Source organism: Gemmatimonadaceae bacterium, assembly GCA_040882285.1.
Classification (GTDB): domain Bacteria; phylum Gemmatimonadota; class Gemmatimonadetes; order Gemmatimonadales; family Gemmatimonadaceae; genus JACDCY01.
In genome coordinates this window covers 154,545-179,354 of the sequence record JBBEBQ010000018.1, presented here as the reverse complement: position 1 = coordinate 179,354, position 24,810 = coordinate 154,545, and the positions used below count along the sequence as shown (strand labels likewise).

At 66.5% G+C, this 24,810-nt stretch carries 22 protein-coding genes, 1 tRNA gene and 1 other RNA gene; 5 read left to right on the top strand and 19 right to left on the bottom strand.

Annotated elements, in window-relative coordinates; genetic code table 11:
• The first annotated feature begins 2 nt into the window (after nucleotides 1–2).
• From purF to WEA80_10020, 3 genes are read left to right on the top strand one after another with little or no spacing between them, the layout of a single operon-like run.
• Entirely contained in the window at nucleotides 3–1,379 is a 1,377-nt protein-coding gene (gene purF, locus WEA80_10030) for an amidophosphoribosyltransferase (GenBank protein MEX1186914.1), read from the top strand.
• A 13-nt stretch (nucleotides 1,380–1,392) separates the two neighbouring features.
• On the top strand, nucleotides 1,393–4,065 hold the full coding sequence (gene ppdK / locus WEA80_10025; GenBank protein MEX1186913.1) for a pyruvate, phosphate dikinase: 2,673 nt from the start codon (nucleotides 1,393–1,395) through the stop codon (nucleotides 4,063–4,065).
• Between the two features lie 52 nt (nucleotides 4,066–4,117).
• Nucleotides 4,118–5,098: a lysylphosphatidylglycerol synthase transmembrane domain-containing protein gene (locus tag WEA80_10020; GenBank protein ID MEX1186912.1), complete on the top strand. Its 981-nt coding sequence runs from the start codon at nucleotides 4,118–4,120 to the stop codon at nucleotides 5,096–5,098.
• Between the two features lie 16 nt (nucleotides 5,099–5,114).
• On the opposite strand, the gene WEA80_10015 is transcribed toward WEA80_10020, so the two are convergent.
• The 8 genes from WEA80_10015 to dusB form a co-directional block, all read right to left on the bottom strand.
• Nucleotides 5,115–5,960 carry a universal stress protein gene (locus WEA80_10015; GenBank protein MEX1186911.1) on the bottom strand — a complete coding sequence of 282 codons (846 nt, stop codon included), beginning with the start codon at nucleotides 5,958–5,960 and terminating at the stop codon, nucleotides 5,115–5,117.
• On the bottom strand, nucleotides 5,953–7,068 hold the full coding sequence (arsB, locus tag WEA80_10010; GenBank protein MEX1186910.1) for an ACR3 family arsenite efflux transporter: 1,116 nt from the start codon (nucleotides 7,066–7,068) through the stop codon (nucleotides 5,953–5,955). The genes WEA80_10015 and arsB overlap by 8 nt, the downstream gene beginning before the upstream one ends.
• On the bottom strand, nucleotides 7,065–8,852 hold the full coding sequence (gene arsA / locus WEA80_10005) for an arsenical pump-driving ATPase (GenBank protein ID MEX1186909.1): 1,788 nt from the start codon (nucleotides 8,850–8,852) through the stop codon (nucleotides 7,065–7,067). Before arsA ends, arsB begins: the two co-directional genes overlap by 4 nt.
• Nucleotides 8,853–8,869: 17 nt before the next feature.
• On the bottom strand, nucleotides 8,870–9,229 hold the full coding sequence (gene arsD / locus WEA80_10000; GenBank protein ID MEX1186908.1) for an arsenite efflux transporter metallochaperone ArsD: 360 nt from the start codon (nucleotides 9,227–9,229) through the stop codon (nucleotides 8,870–8,872).
• The gene (locus WEA80_09995) at nucleotides 9,226–9,597 is read right to left on the bottom strand and encodes a helix-turn-helix transcriptional regulator (GenBank protein ID MEX1186907.1); all 372 of its coding nucleotides are present in this window, start codon (nucleotides 9,595–9,597) and stop codon (nucleotides 9,226–9,228) included. Before WEA80_09995 ends, arsD begins: the two co-directional genes overlap by 4 nt.
• Nucleotides 9,598–9,780: 183 nt before the next feature.
• Nucleotides 9,781–10,139: a transfer-messenger RNA gene (gene ssrA, locus WEA80_09990) on the bottom strand.
• Between the two features lie 74 nt (nucleotides 10,140–10,213).
• Nucleotides 10,214–11,641 (bottom strand): sensor domain-containing diguanylate cyclase, encoded by a 1,428-nt coding sequence (locus WEA80_09985; GenBank protein ID MEX1186906.1) that lies wholly within the window; start codon nucleotides 11,639–11,641, stop codon nucleotides 10,214–10,216.
• Between the two features lie 23 nt (nucleotides 11,642–11,664).
• The gene (gene dusB, locus WEA80_09980) at nucleotides 11,665–12,681 is read right to left on the bottom strand and encodes a tRNA dihydrouridine synthase DusB (protein MEX1186905.1); all 1,017 of its coding nucleotides are present in this window, start codon (nucleotides 12,679–12,681) and stop codon (nucleotides 11,665–11,667) included.
• Between the two features lie 127 nt (nucleotides 12,682–12,808).
• Between dusB and WEA80_09975 the strand changes: the two genes are divergently transcribed.
• Entirely contained in the window at nucleotides 12,809–13,261 is a 453-nt protein-coding gene (locus WEA80_09975) for a PTS sugar transporter subunit IIA (protein ID MEX1186904.1), read from the top strand.
• A 142-nt stretch (nucleotides 13,262–13,403) separates the two neighbouring features.
• Here WEA80_09975 and WEA80_09970 read toward each other — a convergent pair whose 3' ends face one another.
• The 4 genes from WEA80_09970 to WEA80_09955 all read right to left on the bottom strand — a co-directional run bounded on the left by WEA80_09970 (nucleotide 13,404) and on the right by WEA80_09955 (nucleotide 16,030).
• Nucleotides 13,404–13,901, bottom strand: coding sequence for a hypothetical protein (locus tag WEA80_09970; protein ID MEX1186903.1), 498 nt, complete (start codon nucleotides 13,899–13,901; stop codon nucleotides 13,404–13,406).
• Nucleotides 13,902–13,965: 64 nt separating this feature from the next.
• Complete coding sequence (locus WEA80_09965; GenBank protein MEX1186902.1) at nucleotides 13,966–14,853, bottom strand: hypothetical protein; 888 nt, start codon at nucleotides 14,851–14,853, stop codon at nucleotides 13,966–13,968.
• Between the two features lie 2 nt (nucleotides 14,854–14,855).
• Complete coding sequence (locus WEA80_09960; GenBank protein ID MEX1186901.1) at nucleotides 14,856–15,446, bottom strand: hypothetical protein; 591 nt, start codon at nucleotides 15,444–15,446, stop codon at nucleotides 14,856–14,858.
• Nucleotides 15,443–16,030, bottom strand: coding sequence for a sigma-70 family RNA polymerase sigma factor (locus WEA80_09955; protein MEX1186900.1), 588 nt, complete (start codon nucleotides 16,028–16,030; stop codon nucleotides 15,443–15,445). The genes WEA80_09960 and WEA80_09955 overlap by 4 nt, the downstream gene beginning before the upstream one ends.
• A 166-nt stretch (nucleotides 16,031–16,196) precedes the next feature.
• Here WEA80_09955 and WEA80_09950 point away from each other — a divergent pair.
• Nucleotides 16,197–16,280, top strand: a tRNA-Arg gene (locus WEA80_09950).
• A gap of 163 nt (nucleotides 16,281–16,443) precedes the next feature.
• Here the strand turns inward: WEA80_09950 and guaA are convergent.
• From guaA to accD, 7 genes are all read right to left on the bottom strand, one after another.
• Nucleotides 16,444–17,985 carry a glutamine-hydrolyzing GMP synthase gene (gene guaA, locus WEA80_09945; GenBank protein ID MEX1186899.1) on the bottom strand — a complete coding sequence of 514 codons (1,542 nt, stop codon included), beginning with the start codon at nucleotides 17,983–17,985 and terminating at the stop codon, nucleotides 16,444–16,446.
• Between the two features lie 119 nt (nucleotides 17,986–18,104).
• On the bottom strand, nucleotides 18,105–18,605 hold the full coding sequence (locus WEA80_09940) for a metallophosphoesterase (GenBank protein MEX1186898.1): 501 nt from the start codon (nucleotides 18,603–18,605) through the stop codon (nucleotides 18,105–18,107).
• Nucleotides 18,602–19,885 carry a diaminopimelate decarboxylase gene (gene lysA / locus WEA80_09935; protein ID MEX1186897.1) on the bottom strand — a complete coding sequence of 428 codons (1,284 nt, stop codon included), beginning with the start codon at nucleotides 19,883–19,885 and terminating at the stop codon, nucleotides 18,602–18,604. Before lysA ends, WEA80_09940 begins: the two co-directional genes overlap by 4 nt.
• Nucleotides 19,867–21,336, bottom strand: coding sequence for a proline--tRNA ligase (gene proS / locus WEA80_09930; GenBank protein MEX1186896.1), 1,470 nt, complete (start codon nucleotides 21,334–21,336; stop codon nucleotides 19,867–19,869). Before proS ends, lysA begins: the two co-directional genes overlap by 19 nt.
• Before the next feature lie 4 nt (nucleotides 21,337–21,340).
• Nucleotides 21,341–22,630: a histidine--tRNA ligase gene (hisS, locus tag WEA80_09925; protein ID MEX1186895.1), complete on the bottom strand. Its 1,290-nt coding sequence runs from the start codon at nucleotides 22,628–22,630 to the stop codon at nucleotides 21,341–21,343.
• A 9-nt stretch (nucleotides 22,631–22,639) separates the two neighbouring features.
• The gene (locus tag WEA80_09920; GenBank protein ID MEX1186894.1) at nucleotides 22,640–23,887 is read right to left on the bottom strand and encodes a folylpolyglutamate synthase/dihydrofolate synthase family protein; all 1,248 of its coding nucleotides are present in this window, start codon (nucleotides 23,885–23,887) and stop codon (nucleotides 22,640–22,642) included.
• A 41-nt stretch (nucleotides 23,888–23,928) separates the two neighbouring features.
• A complete protein-coding gene (gene accD, locus WEA80_09915; protein MEX1186893.1) occupies nucleotides 23,929–24,792 on the bottom strand; it encodes an acetyl-CoA carboxylase, carboxyltransferase subunit beta in 864 nt (287 codons plus the stop codon).
• Nucleotides 24,793–24,810 lie beyond the last annotated feature (18 nt).

Genomic DNA, 24,810 nt, shown 5'->3' with positions numbered 1-24,810 from the left:
CCATGTGCGGCGTCTTCGGCGTGCGCGGACATCCCGGCGCGGCCTCGCTGACTCACCTCGGACTGTACTCGCTGCAGCACCGCGGGCAGGAGTCCGCCGGCATCGTCGCGGTGGGCGACGATGGAACCGCGCGGACTCTGCGCGCCATGGGGCTCGTGTCCGACAAGTTCAGCCCGGAGAGCATCGCGTCGCTCACCGGCTCGACCGCGATCGGCCACACGCGCTACAGCACCACGGGCTCGTCCACGATCGAGAACGCCCAGCCGGTGCTCGCGCGCTTTCGGGACGGGCACCTCGCGCTGGCCCACAACGGCAACCTCACCAACTCCAGTGAGCTCCGGATCGAGCTGGAGGACCAGGGCTCGATCTTCGCTTCCACGATGGACTCCGAGGTCATCGTGCACCGGATGGCGCGCTCGCGCTCTTCCGCGCCCGAAGAAAAGCTCGCGGACGCGTTGCGGGGAGTGGAAGGCGCCTACTCGGCCGTCGTGCTCGCCGGCGACACGCTGCTCGCGGCACGCGATCCGCGCGGCTGGCGGCCCCTGGTCATGGGCCGGCTCAATGGCGCGGTGATCTTCGCATCCGAGACCTGCGCGCTGGACATCGTGGGCGCAACGTTCGAGCGGGAGATCGAGGCCGGCGAGATCGTGGCGGTGGACGGCACCGGGATCCGGTCGTCGCGTCCCTTCCCCGCCGTCGAATCGCGCAAGTGCGTGTTCGAGTTCGTGTACTTCGCCAGGCCCGACAGCCGGATCTTCGGCGGCTCCGTGGACCGGGCCCGCCGCGAGCTTGGCCGACAGCTTGCCAGAGAAGCCCCCGCGCCGGGCGCCGAACTGGTGTTCAGCGTCCCGGATTCGTCCAACTCGGCCGCGCTCGGCTACGCGGAAGAATCGGGGCTGCGGCTCGAGCTGGCGCTGATACGGAATCACTACGTGGGCCGCACGTTCCTCCAGCCGACCCAGGCCGGCCGGGACGCGAAGGTGAAGGTGAAGTACAACGCCGTGCGCGAGGTGCTGGATGGAAAGAGCGTGGTTATGGTGGACGACTCGATCGTGCGGGGCACGACCACGCGCGGGCTCGTCGCAATGGTGCGCGGGGCCGGCGCGCGCGAGGTGCATCTGCGGGTGAGCTCCCCGCCGATCACGGGGCCGTGCTACTACGGGATCGACACGCCGACCCGCGAGGAGCTGATCGCGGCGAACTTCACGGTGGAGGAGATCGCGACGAAGCTCGGGGTTGATACGCTCGGCTATCTTTCGCTCGATGGAATGTTGCGGGCGGTACCGAAAGGACCGGATGGGTTCTGTCATGCGTGCTTTTCGGGCGATTATCCCACCGCGCCTCCTAGTGACCCCGTCAAGCTGAGGTTGGGGCGATGAGGCGGGAGCTGTAGTGCCGCAGTCAGTCTTTTTCTTCGGCGACGGCAAGGCGGAAGGCACCAGGGACATGAAACCCGTCCTCGGCGGCAAGGGTGCCAACCTCGCCGAGATGACCAACCTCGGCGCTCCCGTCCCTCCCGGGTTCACGATCGCAGCGTCCGAGTGCGTCGCTTTCCTGCGCGACGGCAAGTACGGCGACAAGCTGCGCGCCGAGGTCGAGGGGAATCTCGCGCGGCTGGAGAAGTGCACGGGCAAGAAGCTCGGCGATCCGAAGAACCCGCTGCTCGTGAGCGTTCGCTCCGGCGCCGCGGTGTCGATGCCGGGAATGATGGAGACGATCCTCAACCTCGGGCTCAACGACCGCACCGTAGTGGGACTGGAGCGCGCCAGCCGGAACTCGCGCTTCGCGTACGACTCGTACCGCCGCTTCATCCAGATGTACTCGGACGTCGTGCTCGGCGTGTCGAGCCAGAAGTTCGAGCAGGTGTTGGCGGCGAAGAAGCTGACCGAGGGAGTCGAGGACGACACCGGGCTCGGCGAGGATGCGCTGCGCAATCTCGTGGAGGAGTACAAGCAGCTGGTGAAGCGCGCCACCGGCGCGCCCTTCCCCACCGATCCGGTCGTGCAGCTGTGGGGCGCCATCGAAGCCGTGTGGCGGTCGTGGATGCTCAAGAAGGCGCGTGACTACCGCAAGGTGAATCGCATCTCCGAAGACCTCGGCACCGCGGTCAATATCGTGTCCATGGTGTTCGGCAACCTCGGCGAAGATTCCGGAACCGGCGTGGCGTTCACGCGTGACCCTTCGACGGGCGAGCGGAAGTTCTACGGCGAGTTCCTGGTCAACGCGCAGGGCGAGGATGTCGTCGCGGGCACGCGCACGCCGCTCGCGATCGAGCAGATGGCCGACCGGCTGCCGGGAGCGTATAAGGAGCTGCTGGAGGTGCAGGACCGGCTCGAGCGGCACTACAAGGACATGCAGGACCTCGAGTTCACCGTCGAGCGCGGGAAGCTGTACCTGCTCCAGACGCGCGGCGGGAAGCGCACCGCGGCAGCCGCGGTGCGGATCGCGAGCGAGATGGTCACCGAGGGGCTGATCAACAAGACCGAAGCGGTGGCGCGGGTGCCTGCCGCGGAGCTGGATCAGCTGCTGCACCCGATCATCGATCCTTCCGTGCACGCCAAGCCGATCGCCGTCGGTCTCCCCGCGAGCCCGGGCGCCGCGTCTGGTATCGCCGTGTTCGATCCTGACAGCGCGGAGGATCGTCACGCGGCCGGCGAAGCCGTCATCCTCGTGCGAGAGGAGACGACGCCGGAGGACTTTCATGGAATAGTCGCCGCGCGGGCGGTGCTCACCTCGCGCGGCGGCATGACGAGCCACGCCGCCGTCGTCGCGCGGGGGATGGGCAAGTGCGCCATCGTCGGGTGCAGGGACATCGAGGTCGATCTCGACCACCGCCGCTTCTCGGTCAACGGGCTTGAGGTGGAAGAAGGCGACTGGCTGACGCTCGACGGCGGGACCGGCCGCGTGTTCGCCGGGAACCTGCCGACCGTCCCCAGCGAGATCGTGCGTGTGACCAACGGCACGCTGCGTCCCGCCGACGCGCCGCTGTACCAGTCGTACCACCAGCTCCTCGGCTGGGCGGACGAGGTGCGGCGACTCAAGGTAAGAGCCAACGCGGACACGCCGAAGGACGCGCGCACCGCGCGCGGCTTCGGCGCGGAAGGGATCGGACTGTGCCGCACCGAGCACATGTTCTTCGAGGGCGACCGCATTCAGGTGATGCGCGAGATGATCGTCGCGCGCGACGAGGCCGGACGGAGGCGCGCGCTGGCGAAGCTGCTCCCGATGCAGCGCGCCGACTTCGAGGGGATCTTCGAGGCGATGCACGGGTACCCGGTGACGATCCGCCTGCTCGATCCTCCGCTGCACGAGTTCCTGCCGCACGGGGGCGAGGAGAGCAAGCTGCTCGCGCGCACGCTCAGAATCCCGCGCGCGGAGCTGTCGCGGATCATCGAGGACCTGCGCGAGACCAACCCGATGCTGGGGCATCGCGGCTGCCGGCTCGGGATCACCTTCCCCGAGATCACCGAGATGCAGGGGCGCGCGATCTTCGAGGCGGCGGTGCGCGCTTCGCGCCGCGGGATCGACGTGCGGCCGGAGATCATGATCCCGCTGGTGTCGACCGCGAAAGAGTTCGAGCACCAGCGCGCCATTCTGGAATCGGCGGCGGCGCAGGTGCTCGGCGCCATGGGCGAGCGCGTGGAGTATCTGATCGGAACCATGATCGAGCTGCCGCGGGCGGCGCTCACGGCCGGCGACATCGCGCAAGGCGCCGAGTTCTTCTCGTTCGGCACCAACGATCTGACGCAGACCACGTACGGGCTGAGCCGGGACGACGCGGGGCGGTTCCTCCCGTCGTACGTCGAGGCAGGGATCTTTCCCGAGGATCCGTTCCAGGTGCTGGATCCCGATGGCGTCGGCCGGCTGATACGGATTGCAGTGGAGGAAGGGCGCGCGACGCGGCCGAAGATCAAGCTCGGCATTTGCGGAGAGCACGGCGGCGAGCCGCGGTCGGTGGCGCTCTGTCACCGGATGGGGCTCGACTACGTGTCCTGCTCGCCGTACCGCGTGCCGATCGCGCGGCTGGCGGCGGCCCACGCCGCGCTCGCGGATGTGAAGGCGTGACTAGTGACTAGTGACTAGTGACTAGTCACAGCGCACCTTACCCCCCGGCATGATGCGAACCGCGACCCGGTGGTCGATCACCCTCGCGATATTCGCACTGCTCGTGCTGTTTGCGCGGACCGTGGACTGGAACGCGGCGTGGGCGGCGATGCGGGGAGCGTCGATCCCGCTGCTGCTGCTGGCGTTCGCCGCCAACACGACGTCCGTCCTGCTTCGGATAATCCGCTGGTGGATATTCCTTCGCCCAGCGGGCTCCCCCTCGCTCAGCCTGGCGACGAAGGCCGGGATTGCCGGAGTCGGCCTCAACAACGTGCTGCTCGCGAACGGCGGCGAGGCCGCGCGCGTGGTGTTCGTGTCGAGCGCGTCCGGAGTGCCGAGCGCGACCGTGCTCGCGACGATCGCGCTCGAGCGGATGTTCGACATAGTGGGGTTCATCGTGATGGTGGTGGCGGGCACGCTGATCTTCCCGCTGCCGCCGGAAATGGAGGGCTACCGGATCCCCGCCATGATCGTGCTCGTGGTGGTGCTCGGCGGACTGGGCACCTTGGTCTACATGACACGGCACATGACCCCGGCCACGCTGGCGGAGCGGCCGCCCGAGATCACGCCGCCGGTCGGGCTCGTGGCAAAGATCGGCTCGTTCTTCAAGTGGTTCGTCGCGAGCATGGGCGCGCTGGCGAACAGCCCGCGCTTCGTCGGCGCGCTCACGCTGTCGCTGGTCGCGTGGGTGCTCCAGATCGTCACGTTCGCGCTGGCCGCGAAGGCGGCGGGGGTCGAAGTCCCGCTAGCCGCGAGCCTCGCGGGGCTGTTGGCGGTGAATCTCGGGCTCGTGCTGCGCGCGACGCCCGGTAACGTCGGCTTCTTCCAGTTTGCCTACGCGCTCACGGTGGAGCAGTTCGGCGTCCCGCGCGACCCGGCGATCGCGGTGTCGCTGCTGATTCAGACGCTGCAGATGGTGCCGGTCACGATCATCGGGGTCGCGCTCGCGCCCGAGTTTGTGTTCAAGAAGCGGGGACAATCCGCAGCGTCCTAGCCGCTTTCCTCGCTCGTCACGGGACCATCAACACAGGGCGACCCGCGATCTCGCAAAGATTGGCAGCCGTGCTGCCGATCAGCCGGCTGGCTATCGGGTTATGGCCGCGTTTGCCCACCACGATCAGCGACACGTCCCGGCTGCGTGCATGACGAGCGATTTCAGCCGATGCCTTACCTTCAAGCATGACGGGGTTGCCACGACTTCCGGTGGCCTCGATGCGTCGTATCAGTGCGTTCAATGCCTCCTGTGCGTGCGAGGCCGCAAGGGAGGTCGCAGCGCTGTCGGCCGCTTCCATGACATAAACGCAGTCGACCTGTTCGGCTTTCGATGCCAAGTGGATCGCCGCGGCCTCCGCCGCCGCCGCACTCGCTGAAAAATCCGTCGCGAGTAGCACATGGCGCAAAGTGTTCGTGCAGACCGCCGCACATTTGTGCTGGGTACCAACGGCGGTGGGTTCGACCCACTCCAACAGCAATGGCACCGTTGTCCTTTGAATCACGGCTCTGGCCACGCTGCCCAGAAAGAGCTTGCTGATCAGGTTGTGACCACGCGATCCAATCACGATCAGCTCGGCGCCATGGTCAGACGCCGCTGCCAGAATTTCTTCAGCTGGAACACCGCTGGCCCGGACGCTGACCTCAACCTCGAGGCCCGCAGCCCGTAGGGGCTGCGCCAGTTTTTCCAGCCAGGCTACATAGTCCTTTTCATGAGCCAGAGCTGCACCCTGCGTGTAACCCACCTGAATGACGTGCGTGAGTATCACGCGCCGCACACCCCAGTGTTGCAGCTCAGGCAGGCAGTCGAGGATGGGCTGCTCGGCCGGCGCCAGATCCAGCGCAACCAATACCGTGTTATACATGGATTTCTTCTCTCGCGTTGCAACTCCTCGGGTGGCCGATGGTTGCCGGGGCCGGCGCAGCGGGAAACCAACCCTGCGTGCGATTAGAAAAGGCCACCAGTGACAGCATCACGGGCACCTCCACCAGAACGCCGACGACGGTGACCAGCGCCGCCCCTGAATTGAGGCCGAACAGACCGATGGCCACAGCCACCGCCAACTCGAAAAAGTTGGAAGTGCCGATCAATGCGCAGGGCGCTGCCACGTTGTATGGGACTTTCCAGAGTCTCGCCGCCGTATAGGCGATGGCAAAAATGCCGTACGACTGGATCAACAGCGGCACCGCGATCAGTGCGATCAGCAACGGCTGATCGAGGATGATCCGCCCTTGAAAACCAAACAGCAGCACCACCGTACCCAACAGGCCAAGTATCGAAAGGGGCTTGATGTGGGCGTTGAAGCGCGACACCGCCATGTCGGCTTGCGCCGGGTTGTCCGCGGTACGACTGAGCTGCACTCGCGTTGTCACACCGGCAAGCAGCGGGATCAGTACGTACAGGCCCACTGAGAGGATCAAGGTCGCCCAGGGTACCTGGATGTCGGTCACACCCAGCAACAAGGCCACGATTGGCGCGAAGGCGAAAATCATGATGACGTCGTTGAGCGCCACCTGTGCCAGCGTGTATGTCGCGTCACCCCGAGTGAGTTGCGCCCAGACGAACACCATGGCTGTGCAGGGCGCGGCGCCCAGCAGGATCAGGCCTGCGATGTACTGGCTGGCGTTGGCAGGATCGATCAGGTCAATAAAGAAGTAGTGAAAGAACAGCACCCCCAGCCCGGCCATCGTGAACGGCTTGATCAGCCAGTTCACCACCAGCGTGATCACCAGCCCTTTGGGGCGTTCGTGAATGCGCTTGAGGCTCGAGAAATCCACCGACACCATCATCGGATAGACCATGAACCAGATCAGTATCGCGACGATGAAGTTGACCGAACCGTATTCCAGGCGGGCCAGGGTTTGAAACAGCGCCGGCAGCAGGCTGCCCAGGCCGATACCAGCCACGATGCACAGCGCGACCCACAAGGACAGGTAGCGCTCGAAGAATCCAATCGGCGAGCGTGCGGTCATGCAGCATTCCCTCGAAGTGTTTCTTCAGGCTCGCCTGCCAGCTCACGGAGATTGTTCAGTCCCACCGGCTCGACAGGCAGCAGCGGCACCACGGCAAAGCGCTTGGCATGCACGTTGGCTACAGCGGCGATCTCCTCGCGCTCGTTGGCGGCCCGCTGCAGCAGGAGCGGTGAGGCGGTATGCGCAGCGGCGAGACTGTTGTTGATGATCCAGGCCCAGGGTTCGATACCGGCGCGGCACAGGTCGTCCTGGAGATTCGCAGCCTCCAGCACCGGGGTGGTCTCAGCCAACGTGACCAACAACACTTTGGTTTGTTTTGGATCCCGGAGCTGCATCATCGGAGTGATGAAATTGACGCCTCTGCCATCCATTTGACGCTCCATTTCCCGGTGGTAGGCGCCCGTGGCGTCCAGCAGAAGCAAGGTGTGCCCGGTCGGTGCCGTATCCATCACAACGAATTTCCTGCCTCCCTCGCGGATTATCCGCGCGAAGGCCTGGAAAACAGCGATCTCCTCGGTACACGGCGAGCGCAGGTCCTCCTCCAGCAATGCGCGACCCTGGGCATCGAGCTTGGCGCCTTTGGTTTTCAGCACGTGCTGACGGTAGCGTTCGGTTTCGGCGCGCGGATCGATGCGGCTCACGCTCAGGTTGTCGAGCGTTTCCTCAAGGGTTTCAGTCAGGTGTGCAGCTGGGTCGGAAGTGGTGAGGTGGACCGGCAAGCCGCGGTGAGCGAGTTCCACAGCCACCGCCGCCGCCAGTGTGGTTTTGCCCACGCCGCCTTTGCCCATCACCATCACCAACCCATGACCGTCGGCAGCGATGTCGTCAACCAGCGCGGCCAGCGTCGGAGCGGTCAGCGGTTCTGGCGTGGTCACCTGCTGGCCGTCCGCCAGCGTTTCCGTGCTGTCGAGCAGGCGGTGTAGCGCGGTCAGACCTACCAGATTGAATGGCTTGAGCCCGATCTGATCGCGGGGCAGCGTTCTCAGTGAATCTGGAATTGATGCGAGCGCTGCCTGTTCCCGGGCGAGCACGGCGGTCGCCAGCGCATCACCATGGACGGCGCTTTCGGGCAACACGCCGTTGATCACCAGGTATTGCTGGCGCAGGCCAATCTCCGCGAGCTCCCCGTGGGTGCGTGCCACTTCGCGCAGGGCGGACGCTTGTGGGCGTGCGACCAGCACCAGCCGTGTGCGCTCAGCGTCGGCCAGAGCGTCCACGGCGGCCTTGTATTGCTCCCGCTGCTTTTCCAGACCCGACAGCGGCCCCAGGCAGGAGGCATCGCCTTTGCCTGCTTCGAGGAAGCCGCTCCAGGCGCCCGGCAACTGCAGCAGGCGAATGGTGTGTCCGGTGGGCGCGGTGTCGAACAGAATGTGATCGTAGTCAGCCGTCAGTTCGGAGTCGATCAGCAGCGCCGTGAACTCGTCGAACGCCGCAATCTCGGTGGTGCACGCGCCGGAAAGCTGCTCCTCGATGCCTTTGACGACCCCATCAGGCAACACGCCGCGCACGGGGCCGACGATCCGGTCCCGGTAGGCCTGGGCCGCGAGCTCAGGGTCGATTTCCAGCGCGAACAGATTCGGCACGGCCGTGACGGCCGTGATGGCATTGGCAATGCCGATACCGAATACTTGTCCCACATTGGACGCGGGATCGGTGCTCACCAGCAGCACGCGCTTGCCCGCACCGGCCAGCTTGACGGCGGTGGCGCAGGCGATGGAGGTCTTGCCTACGCCGCCCTTGCCCGTGAAGAAGAAGAAGCGCGGCGGGTGATCGAGAAAGTTCATGGAGAGGTCTTCGCCAATCAGCAACAGTCACCGCCGCCGCAGCAGCTCGTCTGAGGGTTGGGGTCGGCCGCGTCGGTGAGGCCTGTCCAGCGCGCCAGTTCCGCGCGGGTCGGGTAGCGCCCCGCCAGCGCCATTTCACCGTCGGTCAGTACCAGCGGCAAGGCATCTTGTCCCGAGCGATCCAGAAACGCTTTCACAGTCGCGTTCTCCGCGAACGCCAACGGCTGCTGCGCAAGATTGAAGCGCTCGATCTCCGCGCCGTTCTGCCTGGCCCAGTCCACATCTGCCGAAAAACTCACCAGCGCCTGGTCCACATCGAGGCCGCACACGCCGGTGCTGCAGCACAGGGCCGGGTCGTAGACTTGAATGATTGTCATGATTTCACTTGAGTCGAGGTAAGCGGCGGGAGTACGGCGTCGGTGCAGCAGGAAGCCGCACGCAGCTCCGCGCACTGCTCAGAGTCGCCGGCGCAGCACTCTTCCGTCAGGTAGGCGATCAGATCCAGCATCACCGGGATGTTGGCTCGATACCGCTGAAAGCGACCTTCCTGGGTGACGCTGACCATCGCTGCCTGAGTCAACGCCTTGAGGTGGAAGGACATGTTGGTCGGGGGGACGTCGAGCGCCGACGCGATCTCGCCAGCGACCATGCCGTCGGCGCCCCTCTTTACGAGCAGCCGATACACGTCGAGGCGCACGCCAGACGAGAGTGAGTCGAAGATTGTCGTCGCAAGGCTCTTTTCCATGCTTCAATTCTACAACGTTATTTGAATTATCCAAGTCCCTGGTTTCCAGGTCGGATCGCAGCCAAGACGGTCAACATCGCCCGCGGCTGATTCGCCGGCAGCCAAACGGCGGGCAGCGGGTAACCATTCGGTTGTCTGTTGTAGTTACAAGAAAAGCGGCATCCCTAAGGATGCCGCTTTACGGAGTGGAGGCGCGGGGATTCGAACCCCGGTCCGAGACAAGATTCACCACGGCGTCTACGTGCGTAGTCTACCGATTGAGGTCTCCAGACGCTGGCCGGTAGACGGCCCACGCTGAACAAGTCTCCTGTAGCTTCGCCGACGAACGGAAGACGCACCCGCCGACTAGCCCGAATTTGCGATACTCATTCAAACGCCTCAGGCGGGCTTCCGAATGAGCAGGTGCGAGAACCTCTAAAGGTTACGCAGCCAGAGCCAAGTTGTCGTTGGCAATTGTGATTCGTCCCAGAGGTTTTACCAGGATCCGAGAACCTGGGCACGCGGCCTTAGCTTCACCAACCCCGTCGAAGCCAGTCGCCCCCGTCCTGGAAGTATACCCTCGCGAGCCGCCGAAGTCAATCCGAACCGACTTGAGAAGATACTTCAAGCCAGCTACCTAAATCGTTACGGGAAGCGGCAATAGCACGGCTGCTTCCACCCTGTCGCGGCCGCCCTGCTTGGCCCGGTACAGCGCGGCGTCGGCGGCCGCTATCAGCGACTCCGGTGACCGCGCGCAGTGCGGAAAGCTGGCCACCCCGCCCGACATCGTGATCGTGAGATACCTGCCGCCCCAGGGCACCGGATTGTCTGTGACCCCCAGCCGAAGCCGGTTGGCCAGCTCCACCGCTCCGTCCAGATCGGTCCGCGGGAGCAGCAGCGCCAGCTCTTCCCCGCCGTACCGCGCGCACGTATCCACGTTCCGCACGCGTGCCTCCAGCAGCCGCGCGATTGCCTTGAGGACCGCGTCGCCCGCGGGGTGGCCGTGCGTGTCGTTCACTTCCTTGAAGTGATCTATGTCGAACATCACCAGCGAGCTCTCACCGCCGAATCGCGCGGTCTCGGCCAGCATCTGCCGCAGGCGATCCTCGAAGTGGCCGCGATTGTACAGCTCGGTGAGCGGGTCAATGCGCGCGCGCCGCGTGATCTCCTCGATCTCCCACACCGTCTGCAGCGAGGAGCCGGCCAGCAGCGCGAGGAGCCGGAGGTTCTTGGCGTCCTCCTGCCTGACGTCGCCGGGCGCGCGTCCCTCGATGACGATCGCTCCGATCACTCCGCCGTCGCCGCGCAGCGGCAGGATGGCCAGCGAGCCGAGTCCGCCGGATTTCTCCCCGTCGCCGAACAGAACGACCTTGCCGTTGAGCCTGCGCGCGTCCTCCATCACCAGCGGGATGTCAGCCGAGCACGCCCGCGCGACGTGCCCGCCGGAGTCGAGCTTGAGTCCCGCCCGCGCGCGCGCGTCGGGCGACGAGAACGCGACCTCCCCCGTCTCGTTCTCGTAATTCCAGTGCACCAGCGCGGCGCCATAGCCGGCGGTCATCTCCAGCGCGGCGGTGGTGATCGAGTCGCCGAGCGTCTCGATGCTGCGATTCACGGCGAATCGCTGCGCCGCGGTCAGCAGCGCGGAGGCCTGCTGCGTGGCGCGGTGGTACTGGCCGCGCGCGCGGATCAGCTCGTACAGCGAGCCGACGTGCGCGCAGTAGCCGACGATGGACGTCTTGAGCGCTTCGCGCCCGCCGTGCAGCCCGCCCTCAGAGGAGATGCTCAGCGCACCGATCGCGCCGCCTTCGCCGCCGGTAACGGGCGCGGCGACCAGCTGAATCGCTTCGGCTCCCACGGTCTGCGGCCGGCCTTCCTGCACGGCCCATTGCACGAGCGCGCGCCAGGTCTGCTCGACGAAGTGCTCGGGCTCGCCGCCGTGCGTGGTGGACCACCAGTCGGGGGCGAGCGCTTCGGACTCCGGGTTGCCGCGCCAGAACACGACTTCTTCGGCGCCCGTCGCAGCGCGCACGATATCGAGGTAGCCCGTTATCAGCGAGTCAGGCACGGCCGCGCGGCGCCGTGGTCAGCTCACGCAGCCGTGTCCAGCGCGACCGCGCTGTCTTCCCCGTGCCTGTGACCGGCCGCCAGATACGCGGCGAATATCTCCTCGACTTCGCTCAGCGAGTCCACCGCGTGCAGCTTGCGCCGTAGGTCCGCCGAGCCCGGCAGCCCTTTGACGTACCAGCCGAGGTGCTTGCGAAACTCGATCGCCGCTCCGCGCGGATCCGCTTCGTACTCCTCCGCCATGTGCGCGTGCTCGAGCGCGATGGCGAACCGCTCCTCGACGGGAGGCGCGGCCGGCTTGGGCTTTCCCTCGAGCAGACCGCGCGTCTCGCGGAAGATCCACGGCTGCCCGAACGAGCCGCGCGCGATCATCACTCCGGCGCAGCCCGTCTCGCGCTGCATCCGCACGGCGTCCTCCGCCGTCTTGATGTCGCCGTTCCCGAGCACGGGGATGTCGAGCGCGGCCACGACGGCCGCGATCTCCTCCCAGCGGGCGGCGCCGGTGTACATCTGCGACCGCGTGCGCGGGTGCAGCGCCAGCGCCTTCGCCCCGGCGTCCTGGCAGCGGAGCGCGATGGTCACGGGGTCGCGCATCTCCTCGTTCCAGCCGCTGCGGATCTTCACCGTGACCGGCAGGTGGGTGTGGGCGGAGACGGAGCGGATCACGCTCTCCACCAGCGACATGTCCTTAAGGCAGCCGGAGCCGCCGTTGCGCTTGACGACCTTCTTCACCGGGCAGCCGAAGTTGATGTCGATGAACTCGGGCTGGAAGACGTCGGTGACCAGCGCGGCGGCGTCACCCATCGCGACGGGATCGCCGCCGAAGATCTGCACGCCGATCGGGCGCTCGTCCGCGCCGAACCTGAGCTTGTCGATGGTGGCCGCGTTCTCCCGGCGGATCCCCTCGGCGGACAGGAATTCCGTCACGACCACGTCGGCGCCGAAGCGCCGGCAGATACGCCGGAAAGGCGACTCCGACACGCCGGCCATGGGCGCGAGATAGAGCGGAATTTCGCTCGTAACGGGGAACGGGAAGCGCATCAATGCAAGCTAACGGAGCAGGCAAATGCTTGCAACGACAGCATTTGACAGCGTTCGCGGCCGCGGGTAAGTTGCGCGGAAATGAGCTTTTGGCTGTTAGCCAAGAGCCAACAGCCAATAGCTTCTTATGGAACTCCGCGACTTTTTCTCAGAAGATGCGATCGAGCTCGAGCTCAAGGGCACGACGAAAGACGACGTGCTCAAGGAGCTGATCGCGCTGCTCAAGCTGGACGAGAAGTCCGAAGGCATGCTCTTCAAGATGCTCAAGCGGCGCGAGAACCTCGGCTCGACGGGAATCGGGCGCGGGATCGCGATTCCCCACTGCCGCTCGCTGGTGGTCAGCAAGCTGCGCGTGGCGTTCGGCAGAAAGCGCGAAGGGCTGGACTTCAAGGCGATAGACGACAAGCCGGTGAACTTCTTCTTTCTGATCGTCGCGCCGCCGCTCGAGGTGTCGAACCAGTACCTCCCGGTGCTCGGCAAGATCGCGCAGTTCAGCAAGGAGCAGGACGTGCCGGACCGGCTGAACCAGATCAGTTCGCCGAGTGAGTTCATGGCGTTGCTGGAAGAGAAACACGTCTGAAGACTTCCGGCCACGATGTGCCTGCAAAGGGATCCAAGTTCGGAGTGTGGCAGTTCGGAGGTGTGAGTAAGGAGTGAGTGACTCCCGACTGCCTCAACTCCCTACTGTCACACTCCTAACTTGGATCCCCCGTCAGACGCAGCTATAGTGTCGCTTCCCCGCGCAGTATCGCATTCACTTCGGCGGCCGCGACAGCGCGCGGCACCTGCCACCGCCCGCCCTCGATCGGTCTCGACGGCACGCTGACCCGCGCGACGCGACCTGAGTTATCTACGGACACCACCGCGGTCGCCATGTGCTTTCCTTCCTGCCGGCTGGAAACGACCAACACCCAGTTCCCGTCCGCCGGCTTGCGCCACCGTACCGCGTACGCGCCGGCCTGCGGCAGCCGGCGAATGTCCAGCCGCATCGAACGCCGCTGCCCATCCACGAGCCCCTCGGCGGTACCGATTAGCTCGTGGCCGACCTGGTCGCCGTGATGGTACGTGCGCACGGTCATGAACGCGTCGCGCGTGAGCGGATCGTGCGGGTTGACAGGATACTCGATCGCGATCCACGGCGGGCCCGCGACGGCGACTCCGGCCGCGACGAGGGATAGGACCACGACTGCGAGCGCGCGCTTCAATGGTGAGACGAACATGCGTGGCTCCTGTGAGAGTTGTCTTCTCTCGTAGGATGCCGCGCGCAGCAGCGGGGTTGGAACGCTACTTCGCGCGCCGGATGGTGATCGCGCCTTTGAACGTTCGCACCGACACCGCCGCGCCACCATCGCCGACCGTGCTCCGCAGCTCAGCGCCTCTCCCATACCGCCCGGCCGTTGGCCGCGAGGGGGTCGCCTCGTTGCGAATCGTGCCCGCAATGGTGGTCACCTCGAGATCGGCGCCGCGCGGGGGGAGCGTGACCACGACAGCCCCGCCGTGAGTGTCGAAGCGAACGTCGGCTCCGCGCTCGAGACCGCCCTGAAAGCTGATGTCGCCCGTCACGGATTCGAATCGCGCCCGCTCGAACACGCCGCGCGGAGTCGAGCTCCCGTCCACGACGATGCGGCCGCTCACCGTCGACAGCATGGCGTCACGGCTCGTCCCGCGCAGCGTCACCGAGCCGCTCGCGCTCTTCGCGCGCACCCACCCCGGCGAGCCGCGAATCACGATGCTGCCGTCGATCGCTTCAGCGTTGACGTCCGCCGGATCCCCGGAGACGTCTATCGTGCCGCCAATCACGTACAGGTCCAGACTTCCGTTGACACCGGACACGGTCACGTCAGCGGTGGCGGTCTTGATCCACACCTTCGCGCGAGTCGGCACCATGATCTCGAGCGCGCTCGCGGCCGGCTGCCGGTCGTTCTCCGCTTCCACGAACAGCTTGACGCCCGTGCGTCCGCCGCCGCCGAGCAGCCGGTTGCCGGCGCCGAGGTTGCCGCGGATCGTGACCGAGTCGCGATCCCAGCCGCGCACCGTGACGGTGCCCACGAGCGCGTGCAGGCGAACGGCTCCGTCGGCATTCAGCTGGAAGGAGCGGCTGACCTTGGCCTGCGCGCCCGCCGTGAACGGGAGCGCCAGCGCGACGAGCGCGAGCAGTGCGCGAGTGAGCATCCCTAGCTCCGCGCCATCTCGGTGGTGCGCTCGAGGAGATCGAGCTTCATCTCGTACGTGGACTCGAGCATCTCGATCAGCGCCCGGTTCGCCGGATCGCGCGCGAGCGCCGCGCGCGCCTCCAGGATCGCGGCGTCAATAACGGCGAGGCTTTCCTTGACCTTCACGATCGTTTCCGGAGCCAGCTGGACTTGTTCGCTCTCCATGATCGCGACAAGTCCGTTCACGCGCCGCAGATACTCGTTCTCCTTGCCGGTGAATTGGGTGAGCGCGGACACGGTGCTAACCGCCGCGTTGCGCTCGGAGCGGGCGGAGAGGGGCACAGGGCCGGGGTCGGTGCCTTTCGTGCTTACGTAGGTAATGGCGGAGGACCCAACTACGAGCAGCAGCGAAGCCGCGATGAGAAAGCGCGAGCGCTGCCACACATGAATTGGCTTCCCGGCGCGAGGGTTCAGGGGGCTCGCCTCGTCGCGCGCGATCTGCGCGCGGATCGCGTCCCAGGCGTCGGCCGGCGGATCCATTTCCCGCGGCAGCCGGTCCGTCGCCTCGCGCAGCTCGCGTAGCCTCGCTTCGTCCAGCATGTCGTCAGTCATCGATTCAAGCTCTTCATTAGAAGTCCACGAGCCCGGTGCACCTGCGCTTTCACGGTCCCGACCACCACGCCCAGCTGTTCGGCGATCTCGTTGTGCTGGTACCCTTCGATGTCGTGCAACACAAAGGCCGTTCGGGCGCCGGCCGGCAACCGCGCGATCGCGTCTTCGAGATCCATCGCTATGTCCGGCCGGTCGGCCCTGCTCTCCGCGCCGGATATCGCGGGATCCTCCATGAACAGCACGCGCGCGGACCGGCGCTTGTCCGACCGCGCGTTCTGCAGCATCGCGTTGACCGCCAACCGGTGCAGCCACGAGGTGACGGGCGCGTCCCCGCGAAAGCTCGGCAGCCCGCGCCACGCGGCGATGAACACGTCCTGCAGCAGCGCCGTGGCGGCGACCCGGTCGCCGGCCGACAGCCGGACGCACAGCGCGAACACCCGCGGCGAATGCGCGCGGTACAGCTCCTCGAACGCGGCGTGCTCGCCGCTGCGCGCGCGCTGGACAAGGTCCGAGCTATGATCAGAACTGTCGTTCGCCGTCAGGTACACGTAGGCGTCATGGCAAGCCAGTGAGGTCGAAGGCATCCCTATCAATGAAGATGCCGGTGGGGGTTGAAAGGTTTACGGGCATATGGCGATGCGGCCCGCGTTAATTCGTGTTCCGGCATCGGGCAGGATATGCGTAACATCAACCGTTCGCCGCGTGCGCGTCGCAGCGTGTGCGTAGTGCCGTTCTTGCGAGCGGTGCGGTGCCCGGCTGGCGGAATTGGTAGACGCGGGCCCCTGCGAAGGGTCTGGTCGTGAGGCCGTACGGTTTCGACTCCCGTGCCGGGTACAGGCGAGCTTTGACTCGGCATCACAAGGCGCTTATCTTCTAAATCCTTCGCAGGGGTTCGCCAGCATCAAAGAAGAGCCGAGAGCATTTGCTCTCGGCTCTTCTTTGTGTGGTAAGAAGACAGTCGAGACGCGTCTCCGGCTTTTCGCATATTCCAGTTTCCCTATTCCCACTCGATCGTCGCGGGCGGTTTGGAGCTCACATCGTAGACCACCCGATTGACGCCAGCCACTTCGTTGATGATCCGGCTCGAGATGCGGCCGAGCACCTCGGGAGGAAACGGGAACCAGTCCGCCGTCATCCCGTCCGTGCTCGTCACCGCCCGCAAGCCCACCACGTTGTCGTACGTCCGCTCGTCCCCCATCACTCCTACGCTCCGCACCGGCAGCAGCACCGCGAACGCCTGCCAGATCTCGTCGTACAGTCCGGCTGACCGAATCTCTTCCAGGTAGATCGCGTCGGCCGCACGGAGCGTGTCGAGCTTGGCGCGGTCCACATCGCTCAGGATCCGGATGGCCAGCCCCGGCCCCGGGAACGGGTGCCGGCCGACCATCTCCTCGGGCAGCCCGAGCTCGCGTCCGACGTTGCGCACCTCGTCCTTGAACAGCTCGCGCAGCGGCTCTATCAACTTGAACTTCATCCCGGGCTTGAGGCCGCCGACGTTGTGGTGCGTCTTGATCGTCGCCGACGGTCCGCCCTTCGCCGAGACCGACTCGATCACGTCGGGGTACAGCGTGCCCTGCACCAGGAACTGCGCGTCGCCGATGGATGCCGCGGCGTCCTCGAACACGTCAATGAACGTGTGCCCGATGCGGCGCCGCTTCTCCTCCGGCTCCTCGATTCCCGCGAGCGCGTCGAGAAACCGCTGCTCCGCGTCTATGACGATCAGCTCGATACCGAGGTGCTGGCGAAACGTGCGCTCGACCTGCTCGGTCTCGTGCAGCCGCATCAGTCCCGTATCCACGTAGATGCAGGTGAGCTGATCGCCGATTGCGCGGTGGACGAGCGCAGCGGCGACGGACGAGTCGACTCCGCCCGACAGCCCGCAGATCACTCGCGCCGATCCGGCCTGCTCCTGGATCTTCGTTATCTCGCTCTCGATGAACGCGCCGGCGGTCCAGGTGGGCTCGGCCTTGCACGCCTCAAAAAGAAAGTTGGAGATGATCTCGGTGCCGCGCGGCGTATGCGCGACCTCGGGGTGGAATTGCACGCCGAAGATCGGCTTGGACCGGTGCCGGAACGCCGTCACCGGGTTCGAGCGACTCGTGGCGATCACGGTGAATTCCGGCGGCGGCTGCTCCACGTGGTCGCCGTGGCTCATCCAGACGGTGACGGGCTCGCCTTCGTCGAAGCCGCTGAACAACGTGTCCGCGTCGGTCACGGTCATTTCCGCGCGACCGTACTCGCGCTTTCCTCCCCGCTTCACCTCTCCGCCGGAGACGTGCGCGATAACCTGCATGCCGTAACAGATTCCGAGAACTGGAGCGACATCCAACAGCGCCTTATCGATGAGCGGCGCGCCCTCGCCGTACACCGAGCTGGGGCCGCCGCTCAGGATGATCCCGTCAGGCGCCCAGTCCCGGATCCACGTCAGATCGCGAGTCGGCGGGTGGATTTCGGAGTAGACTCGCGCCTCTCGCACTCGACGCGCAATGAGCTGCGTGTACTGCGCGCCGAAATCGAGGATGAGGATGCGGGAGGGCAAAGGGCTAGTGATTAGTGATTGGTGATTGGTGATTAGTGATTAGTGACTGGTAGCCGTTTCTGGACGCCATATCCCCGCGTTTCGTCCGCACCTACTAAACACCAATCACCAATCACTAATCACTGGTTACCGGATACCGTGATGATCTCTACCTCGCGCGTCTCCAGATCCAGTATCGCGCCCGTGCACTCGCCGTGCAGCCAGCCGCACGCCTCACCGGGGTTCAGCAGCAGGGTCTCGCCCACCGTGCGCGTGTCCTGCCGGTGCGTCGCGCCGTACAGCACGAACTCGTGGGCCTCAATGGACCGGCGGTTGATCTCGCCCAGCTCGTGCACGAGCATGATCCGGTAGCCGCCGACCTCGAAGCTGTGCGGCGACTCGTACAGCTCGGTCCCCATGGACTGGTCCGCGAACGCCTTGAGACCCTCGCGATCCCCGTCGTTGCGGCCGAACACGCCGAGCACCGCCATGTTCGCCTGCCGGAACGGAGCGAGCGAGAACGCCGAGCAGTAATCGCCGGCGTGCATCACCATGCTCACGCCCGAGGCCACGAGCCTCTCCACGAGCTGCTCGATCGCCGGCAGGCGGTCATGCGTGTCCGCCAGCACCCCGACTCTCACAGCGCGCTCCAGCGCGGGGTCACGTGCTCGCCCCTGATCAGGTCGTCGTAGCTCTCCCGCTCCGTCACCACGCCGTACCGGTCTCCGTCCACCATCACCTCCGCGGCTTTCGGCCGCGAGTTGTACTGCGACGCCATCACGAAGCCGTACGCGCCCGCCGAGTGCACGGCGAGAATGTCGCCAGCGGAAACATCGTCAATTTCGCGGTTGAGCGCGAAGAAATCCCCGCTCTCGCACACCGGGCCGACGACGTCGGCGACGATCCGGCCGCCGACCGGCGTGACCGGCTCGATCCGGTGGTACGCGTTGTAGTGGGACGGGCGGAGGAGATCGTTCATCCCCGCGTCGATGATGACGTACTCCTTCCCGCCGCTGCGCTTCCGGTACAGGACCTTCGTCAGCAGCACTCCGGCGTTCCCGACGATGAACCGGCCCGGCTCCACGATCAGCTCCAGTCCGCTGCCCGCGAGCATGGCGGCAGTGCGCGCGCCTAACTGCGCGACGTCGATCGGCCGTTCGGTGTCGTACGTGACTGCGAGCCCGCCGCCGATGTCGATGTACCGGATGTCCGACGCGCCCGCCGCCAGCATCTGCTCGAGCAGCGCGAGCAGCCGCTGCAGCCCCATCTCGTACGGACCGAACAGCGCGATCTGCGAGCCGACGTGCATGTCGATGCCGACGAGCAGGACGTGCCCGAGCCCCAGCGCCACCGACGCGACGCGCACCGCCTCGTCGTGCGGGATGCCGAACTTCATCCCCTTCTCGCCGGTGCGCGTGTACGGGTGCGGCGTGTCAACGGTGACCTCGGGATTGATGCGCAGCGCGATCCGCGCGCGCACCTTCATCCTCCCCGCTACCTCGTCCACCAGCCGCAGCTCCTCCTCCGACTCGATGTTGATCAGCAGGACGTCGGCGGTCAGCGCCTCCTCGATCTCGGCTTCGGTCTTCCCCACTCCGCTGAACACGATCCCGCTCCCGGAGTAGCCGGCACGCAGCGCGCGAAACAGCTCCCCGCCCGAGACGATGTCCACGCCCGCGCCCAGCTCGCGCAGGAGCGCCAGGATCGCGAGACTGGAGTTGGCCTTCACGCTGTAGTGCAAACGGTGGGGTATGCCCGCGAAAGCTTCGCTCAGGCGCGCGTACTGCTCGCGGATGCTCTGCGCGCTGTAGACGTACGACGGCGTCCCCACTCGCGCCGCCAACGCGTCGAGCGGCACGCCGTCGCAGTGCAGCGTTCCGTCGACACGACCGAAGCCGGCCGTCAGTACGCTCTCGCCCAAAGTGCCTCGGATTGCGAGGCGGCGCCGCAGGCCAGGCACGTCGCCGGCGGCTCGGCGGAGCAGAACTCTTCGTCGGGAAGGACGCGGATCGTGGCCTTGGTGTCTTCCTTGACCTTGGCCTCGCAAGCGCCCGAGCCGCACCAGCCGGCGTACACGAATCCGCCGGGACCTTCCATTATCGCGCGGAACTCGTCGTACGTGATCCTGCCGCGATGGCTGTTCTTCTCGCGCCGGTCGCGCGCGGCCTCGAGCATCGCGTCCTGAATGGCCACGAGCAGCTCCGCCGCTTCTTCGCCGATCGCGTCGAGCGAGACCGGCTTTTTGCTCCGGTCGTCGCGCCGGACGAGGACCGCCTGGTTCTTGTCCAGGTCGCGCGGTCCCAGCTCGATGCGCAGCGGCACGCCGCGCAGCTCCCACTCGTAGTACTTGGCGCCGGGCGTCATACCCTCGCGGTCGTCGAGGTGCACGCGCAGCCGGTGCGGATCGCGCCGCTCCCACTCCACGAGGGACGTCCGAAGCCGGCTCGCCGCCTCGAACACGCGGTCGCGGTCGTCCTCCGATTTCCAGATCGGAACGATCACTATCTCGATCGGCGCCAAGAGCGGCGGCGTGCGCAACCCGACGTCGTCGCCGTGCGTCATCACCAGTGCGCCGACGAGCCGGGTGGACACTCCCCAGCTCGTGTTCCAGACGTACTCCACGGTTCCGCCTTCGCTCTGGAACGTCACGTCGAACGCCTTGGCGAAGTTCTGCCCGAGGTTGTGCGACGTTCCCGCCTGCAGCGCGCGGTTGTCCTGCATCATCGCCTCGCACGAGAACGTGCGCAGCGCGCCGGCGAACTTCTCGGCGTCGGTCTTGACGCCGGTCACCACCGGCATCGCCATCCACCCTTCCATGAAGTCGCTGTACACGCCGAGCATCCTCCGCGCTTCCTCCTCGGCTTCGTCATGCGTGGCGTGGGCGGTGTGGCCCTCCTGCCAGAGGAATTCGAGCGTGCGCAGGAACAGACGGGTGCGCATCTCCCAGCGTACGACGTTGGCCCACTGGTTCATGAGCAGCGGGAGGTCGCGATAGCTCTGGATCCACTTGGCGAACATCGCGTAGATGATCGTCTCCGACGTCGGCCTTACGACGAGCGGCTCGTCGAGCTGCTTGCCGCCGCCGTGCGTAACGACGGCGACTTCCGGCGCGAACCCCTTGACGTGCCGCTCTTCCTTCTTGAGAAAACTCTCCGGAATGAACAGCGGGAAGTACGCGTTCACGTGGCCCGTGGCCTTGAACATGTCGTCGAGCTGCCGCTGCATCCGCTCCCAGATGCCGTACCCCGCCGGCCTGATGATCATGCAGCCGCGCACCGGCGCGTAGTCCGCCAGCTCCGCCTTCAGTACCAGCTCGTTGTACCACGCGCTAAAGTCCTCCGCGCGCGGAGTCAGCTTCTTGTCGTCTGCCATTGTCTTACACCGGGATGTTGAAGAGCTCGTCGCCGTGGACGACGCGCTCGCTGCCATCGGCCAGGTTTTTCAGGGTCGCCGTGCCGGCGCCGCCGCTCCACTGGTCGCGCAGGAGAATAACCACTTGGGCCGCCCCCGCGCTTGCCGCGGCCTTGAGCTGCCGCGCCAGCTGCTGGGCTTTGAGCGAATACTCCACGCTGTGGCCGTGCCTGCGCAGGCGCCCCGCCACGGACATCACGTCCGGGAGAAGCGCCTCGTCGTCGGACGCGACCCAGTAGTCGATGGCCGGCTCGAGCGCGGGCATCAGCTTGCGGGACCGGAGCAGCTCGCTCAGCACCACGTCGCCCATGCCGAATCCGAGCGCCGGTGCCGCCGTCCCGCCAAGCGTCGCGAGCAGATCGTCGTACCGTCCGCCGCCGCAGATCGCGCGGAACTCGCCCGCCGTGTCGAACAGCTCGAAGACTATCCCCGTGTAGTACGCGAGGCCGCGAACCACCGAGAGGTCGAGCTGGACCCACTCGGCGACGCCGAGCGAGCCGAGCAGCTCGAAGTACCGCCGCAAGTTGTCGAAGTGCTCGTCCAACGCGCGCACCCCGCCCAACCGGACGCGGAGCTCGTCGAGGTCCTTTGCCCCGACCGCCTCGAACAGCGAGCCGACGGTGTGCGGCGCGAGGCCGCCGTCGGTCAGGCGCCGCTCCAGCGCGGAGCGCGGCTCCCGGTCGAGCTTGTCGAGCACCGCGTACACGAGCGGCTGCTGCTCGTCCGCGATGTCGAAGTGCGCGAGAAGGGCACCGATCAGACGCCGGTCCGACACGCGCGCGCGGACGTCGCTCGCGGTCAGTCCCAGCTCGCGCATCACGTCGATCGCCAGCGCGAGCAGCTCGGCATCGGCCGCGACGTCGGACTCGCCGACGATGTCCACGTTGAGCTGGAAATGCTCCCGCAGCCGCCCCTTCTGCTGCCGCTCGTAGCGGAACAGCTGCGGCATGGAGAACCAGCGCACCGGCTTGCGCAGCGAGTTCAGCTTCGCGCCGACCATCCGCGCGAAAGTCGGCGTCATCTCGGGGCGGAGCGCCACCTTCCGGCCGCCCTTGTCCTCGAAGACGTACAGCTGACCGACGATCTCCTCGCCGCTCTTGGCGGTGTACAGCTCCAGCGGCTCGAGCGGCGGGCCGTCGTACTCCACGAAGCCGTACCGCCGCGCGACCTCGCGCCACGCATTCATTACGTAGGCGCGCTCGGCGAGCTCCTGCGGATAGAAATCCCGAAACCCTGGCAGCGCCGACCGTGACATTGGTGAAAGCTACGCGGCCATTGGAGACAGCTGCAAGCACGACATCGCGTCTCCGACGGTATGAAACGAACCGGTGACCAGTACCGTGCTGCCGCGATCGCCGGCCAGCGCGAGCGCCTCGGCCAAATCGGGCACGGCTGACGCGCTCGCGCCGAGGGCGCTCGCATAGTCCGCGGCCGCGGCTGGATCCCAGCGCCGGTTCGCCGGCGCCGTGGGAGGCGTGGTGAGAATGAGCTCGTCAACCACCGGCGCGAGCCGGTCGATCATCCCGCGCCAGTCCTTGTCTGAGAGAACGCCGACCACCGCCGCCAGGGGTCGCTCGATCCCCATCCTCGCCAGCGCCGACACGAGCACGGTGACGCCGGCAGGGTTGTGCGCGACGTCGAAGACGAACTTTCCGCGTCTGTCGAGCCGGCCCGGCAGAACGACGTCGCGCAGCGCATCCGCGCACCGGTCCAGCGGGACGGAGTATGCGGCGCCCGCGGCCCGCACCATCGCGATCGCGGTGGCGGTGTTCCACGCCTGATGCTCGCCGATCAGGGGTGTCCGCACCGTGAAGAACCGTCCTCCCCGCTCGATGGTGAAGTCGGTTCCGAAGGGGCCGACGCTCACGTCACTCGTGTCGTACTCCTTCGCCGCCACGACGACAGGCGCCGCCCCCATCGCCGCGGCGAGGTTCGCCAACTCCCGCGCGACGCCCGCCTTGCGCTCGCCCACGACCGCGGGCACGCCGCGCTTGAAGATCCCGGACTTCTCCATCGCGATCTGCACGATCGTCTCCCCGAGCATGTCGGTGTGATCCAGGCTGACGGACGTGACGCACGCCACGAGCGGCGTGATGACGTTCGTTGCGTCGAGCCGTCCACCCAATCCCGTCTCGATCACGGCCACGTCCACGTCCTGCCGGGCGAACCAGTCGAACGCGAGCGCGGTGGTCACCTCGAAGAAGGTCGCCCCGATCCGCTCGGCGTCGGGAGTCCAGCGCTCGATGAAGGCGACGACTTCGTCTTCGGCGATGAGCCGTCCGCCCAGGCGAATGCGCTCGCGGAAGTCCACGAGGTGCGGCGACGTGTACGTCGCCACCTTCACCTCGCGCGACCGCAGGAGCGCCTCGACCGAGGCCACGACGCTTCCCTTGCCGTTGGTTCCGGCGACGTGAAACGACTTGAATCGGCGGTGCGGATCGCCGAGCAGGCGCAGGAGCTCGGTCGTGCGCTCGAGCCCGAGCTTCGTGTCGCCGGTGGTGCGCGCGAACAGGTAGTCGAGCGCGGCCCGGTACTCCCGGGAAGCGGCGACTGTCAGCTCTCAGTCCATCCGCTCGCGGCGGGCTTGCCGCTCATGTGCCGGAGAAGCGTGCCGACCGTCTGCTTGAGATCGCGGCGATGCACCACCGCGTCCACCATCCCGTGCTCCAGCAGGAACTCCGCGGTCTGGAATCCCTCGGGCAGGTCCTGCCCGATCGTCTGCTTGATCACGCGCGGCCCGGCGAATCCGATCACCGCGCCTGGCTCCGCCAGGATCGCGTCCCCGAGCATCGCGTAGCTGGCGCTCACTCCGCCCGTCGTGGGATTGGTGAGGATCGACACGTAGGGGATGCGCCGCTCCGCGAGCTGCGACAGGATCGCCGCGGCCTTGGCCATCTGCATGAGCGAGAGCACGCCTTCCTGCATGCGCGCCCCGCCCGACGCCGACACGATCACCAGGGGAAACTTGCGCTCCAGCGACTTCTGCCCGAGCCGCGCGATCTTCTCGCCGACCACGGAGCCCATCGAGCCGCCCATGAACGCGAAGTCCATCGCGCCGACCCCGATCGGCATCCCGCCGAGCTGTCCGGTCGCGGTGAGAATGGCGTCGCCGTCGCCGGCCTTCGCCGTCGCCTTCGCGAGTCGCGCGGTGTACTCGGGAAAGCTGAGAGGATCGGTGGACTTGAGGTCGACCTCGGTCTCCTCGGCGGTGTCTTCGTCGAGCAGGATCGCCAGGTAGTCTCCCGCGCGGATCCGCCGGTGGAAGTCGCAGTTGGGACAGACGTTGAGGTTGCGCTCGAACTTCTCGCGCAGGTCGGTGTGGCCGCACGCCTCACATTTCTCCCACGTGTCGGCCGGTATCTCGAGCCGCTCTCGCCTGGGCTGGCGGGGCTTTCTCTCCTTCCGGAACCACGCCACTACTCGCTCACGTACAGC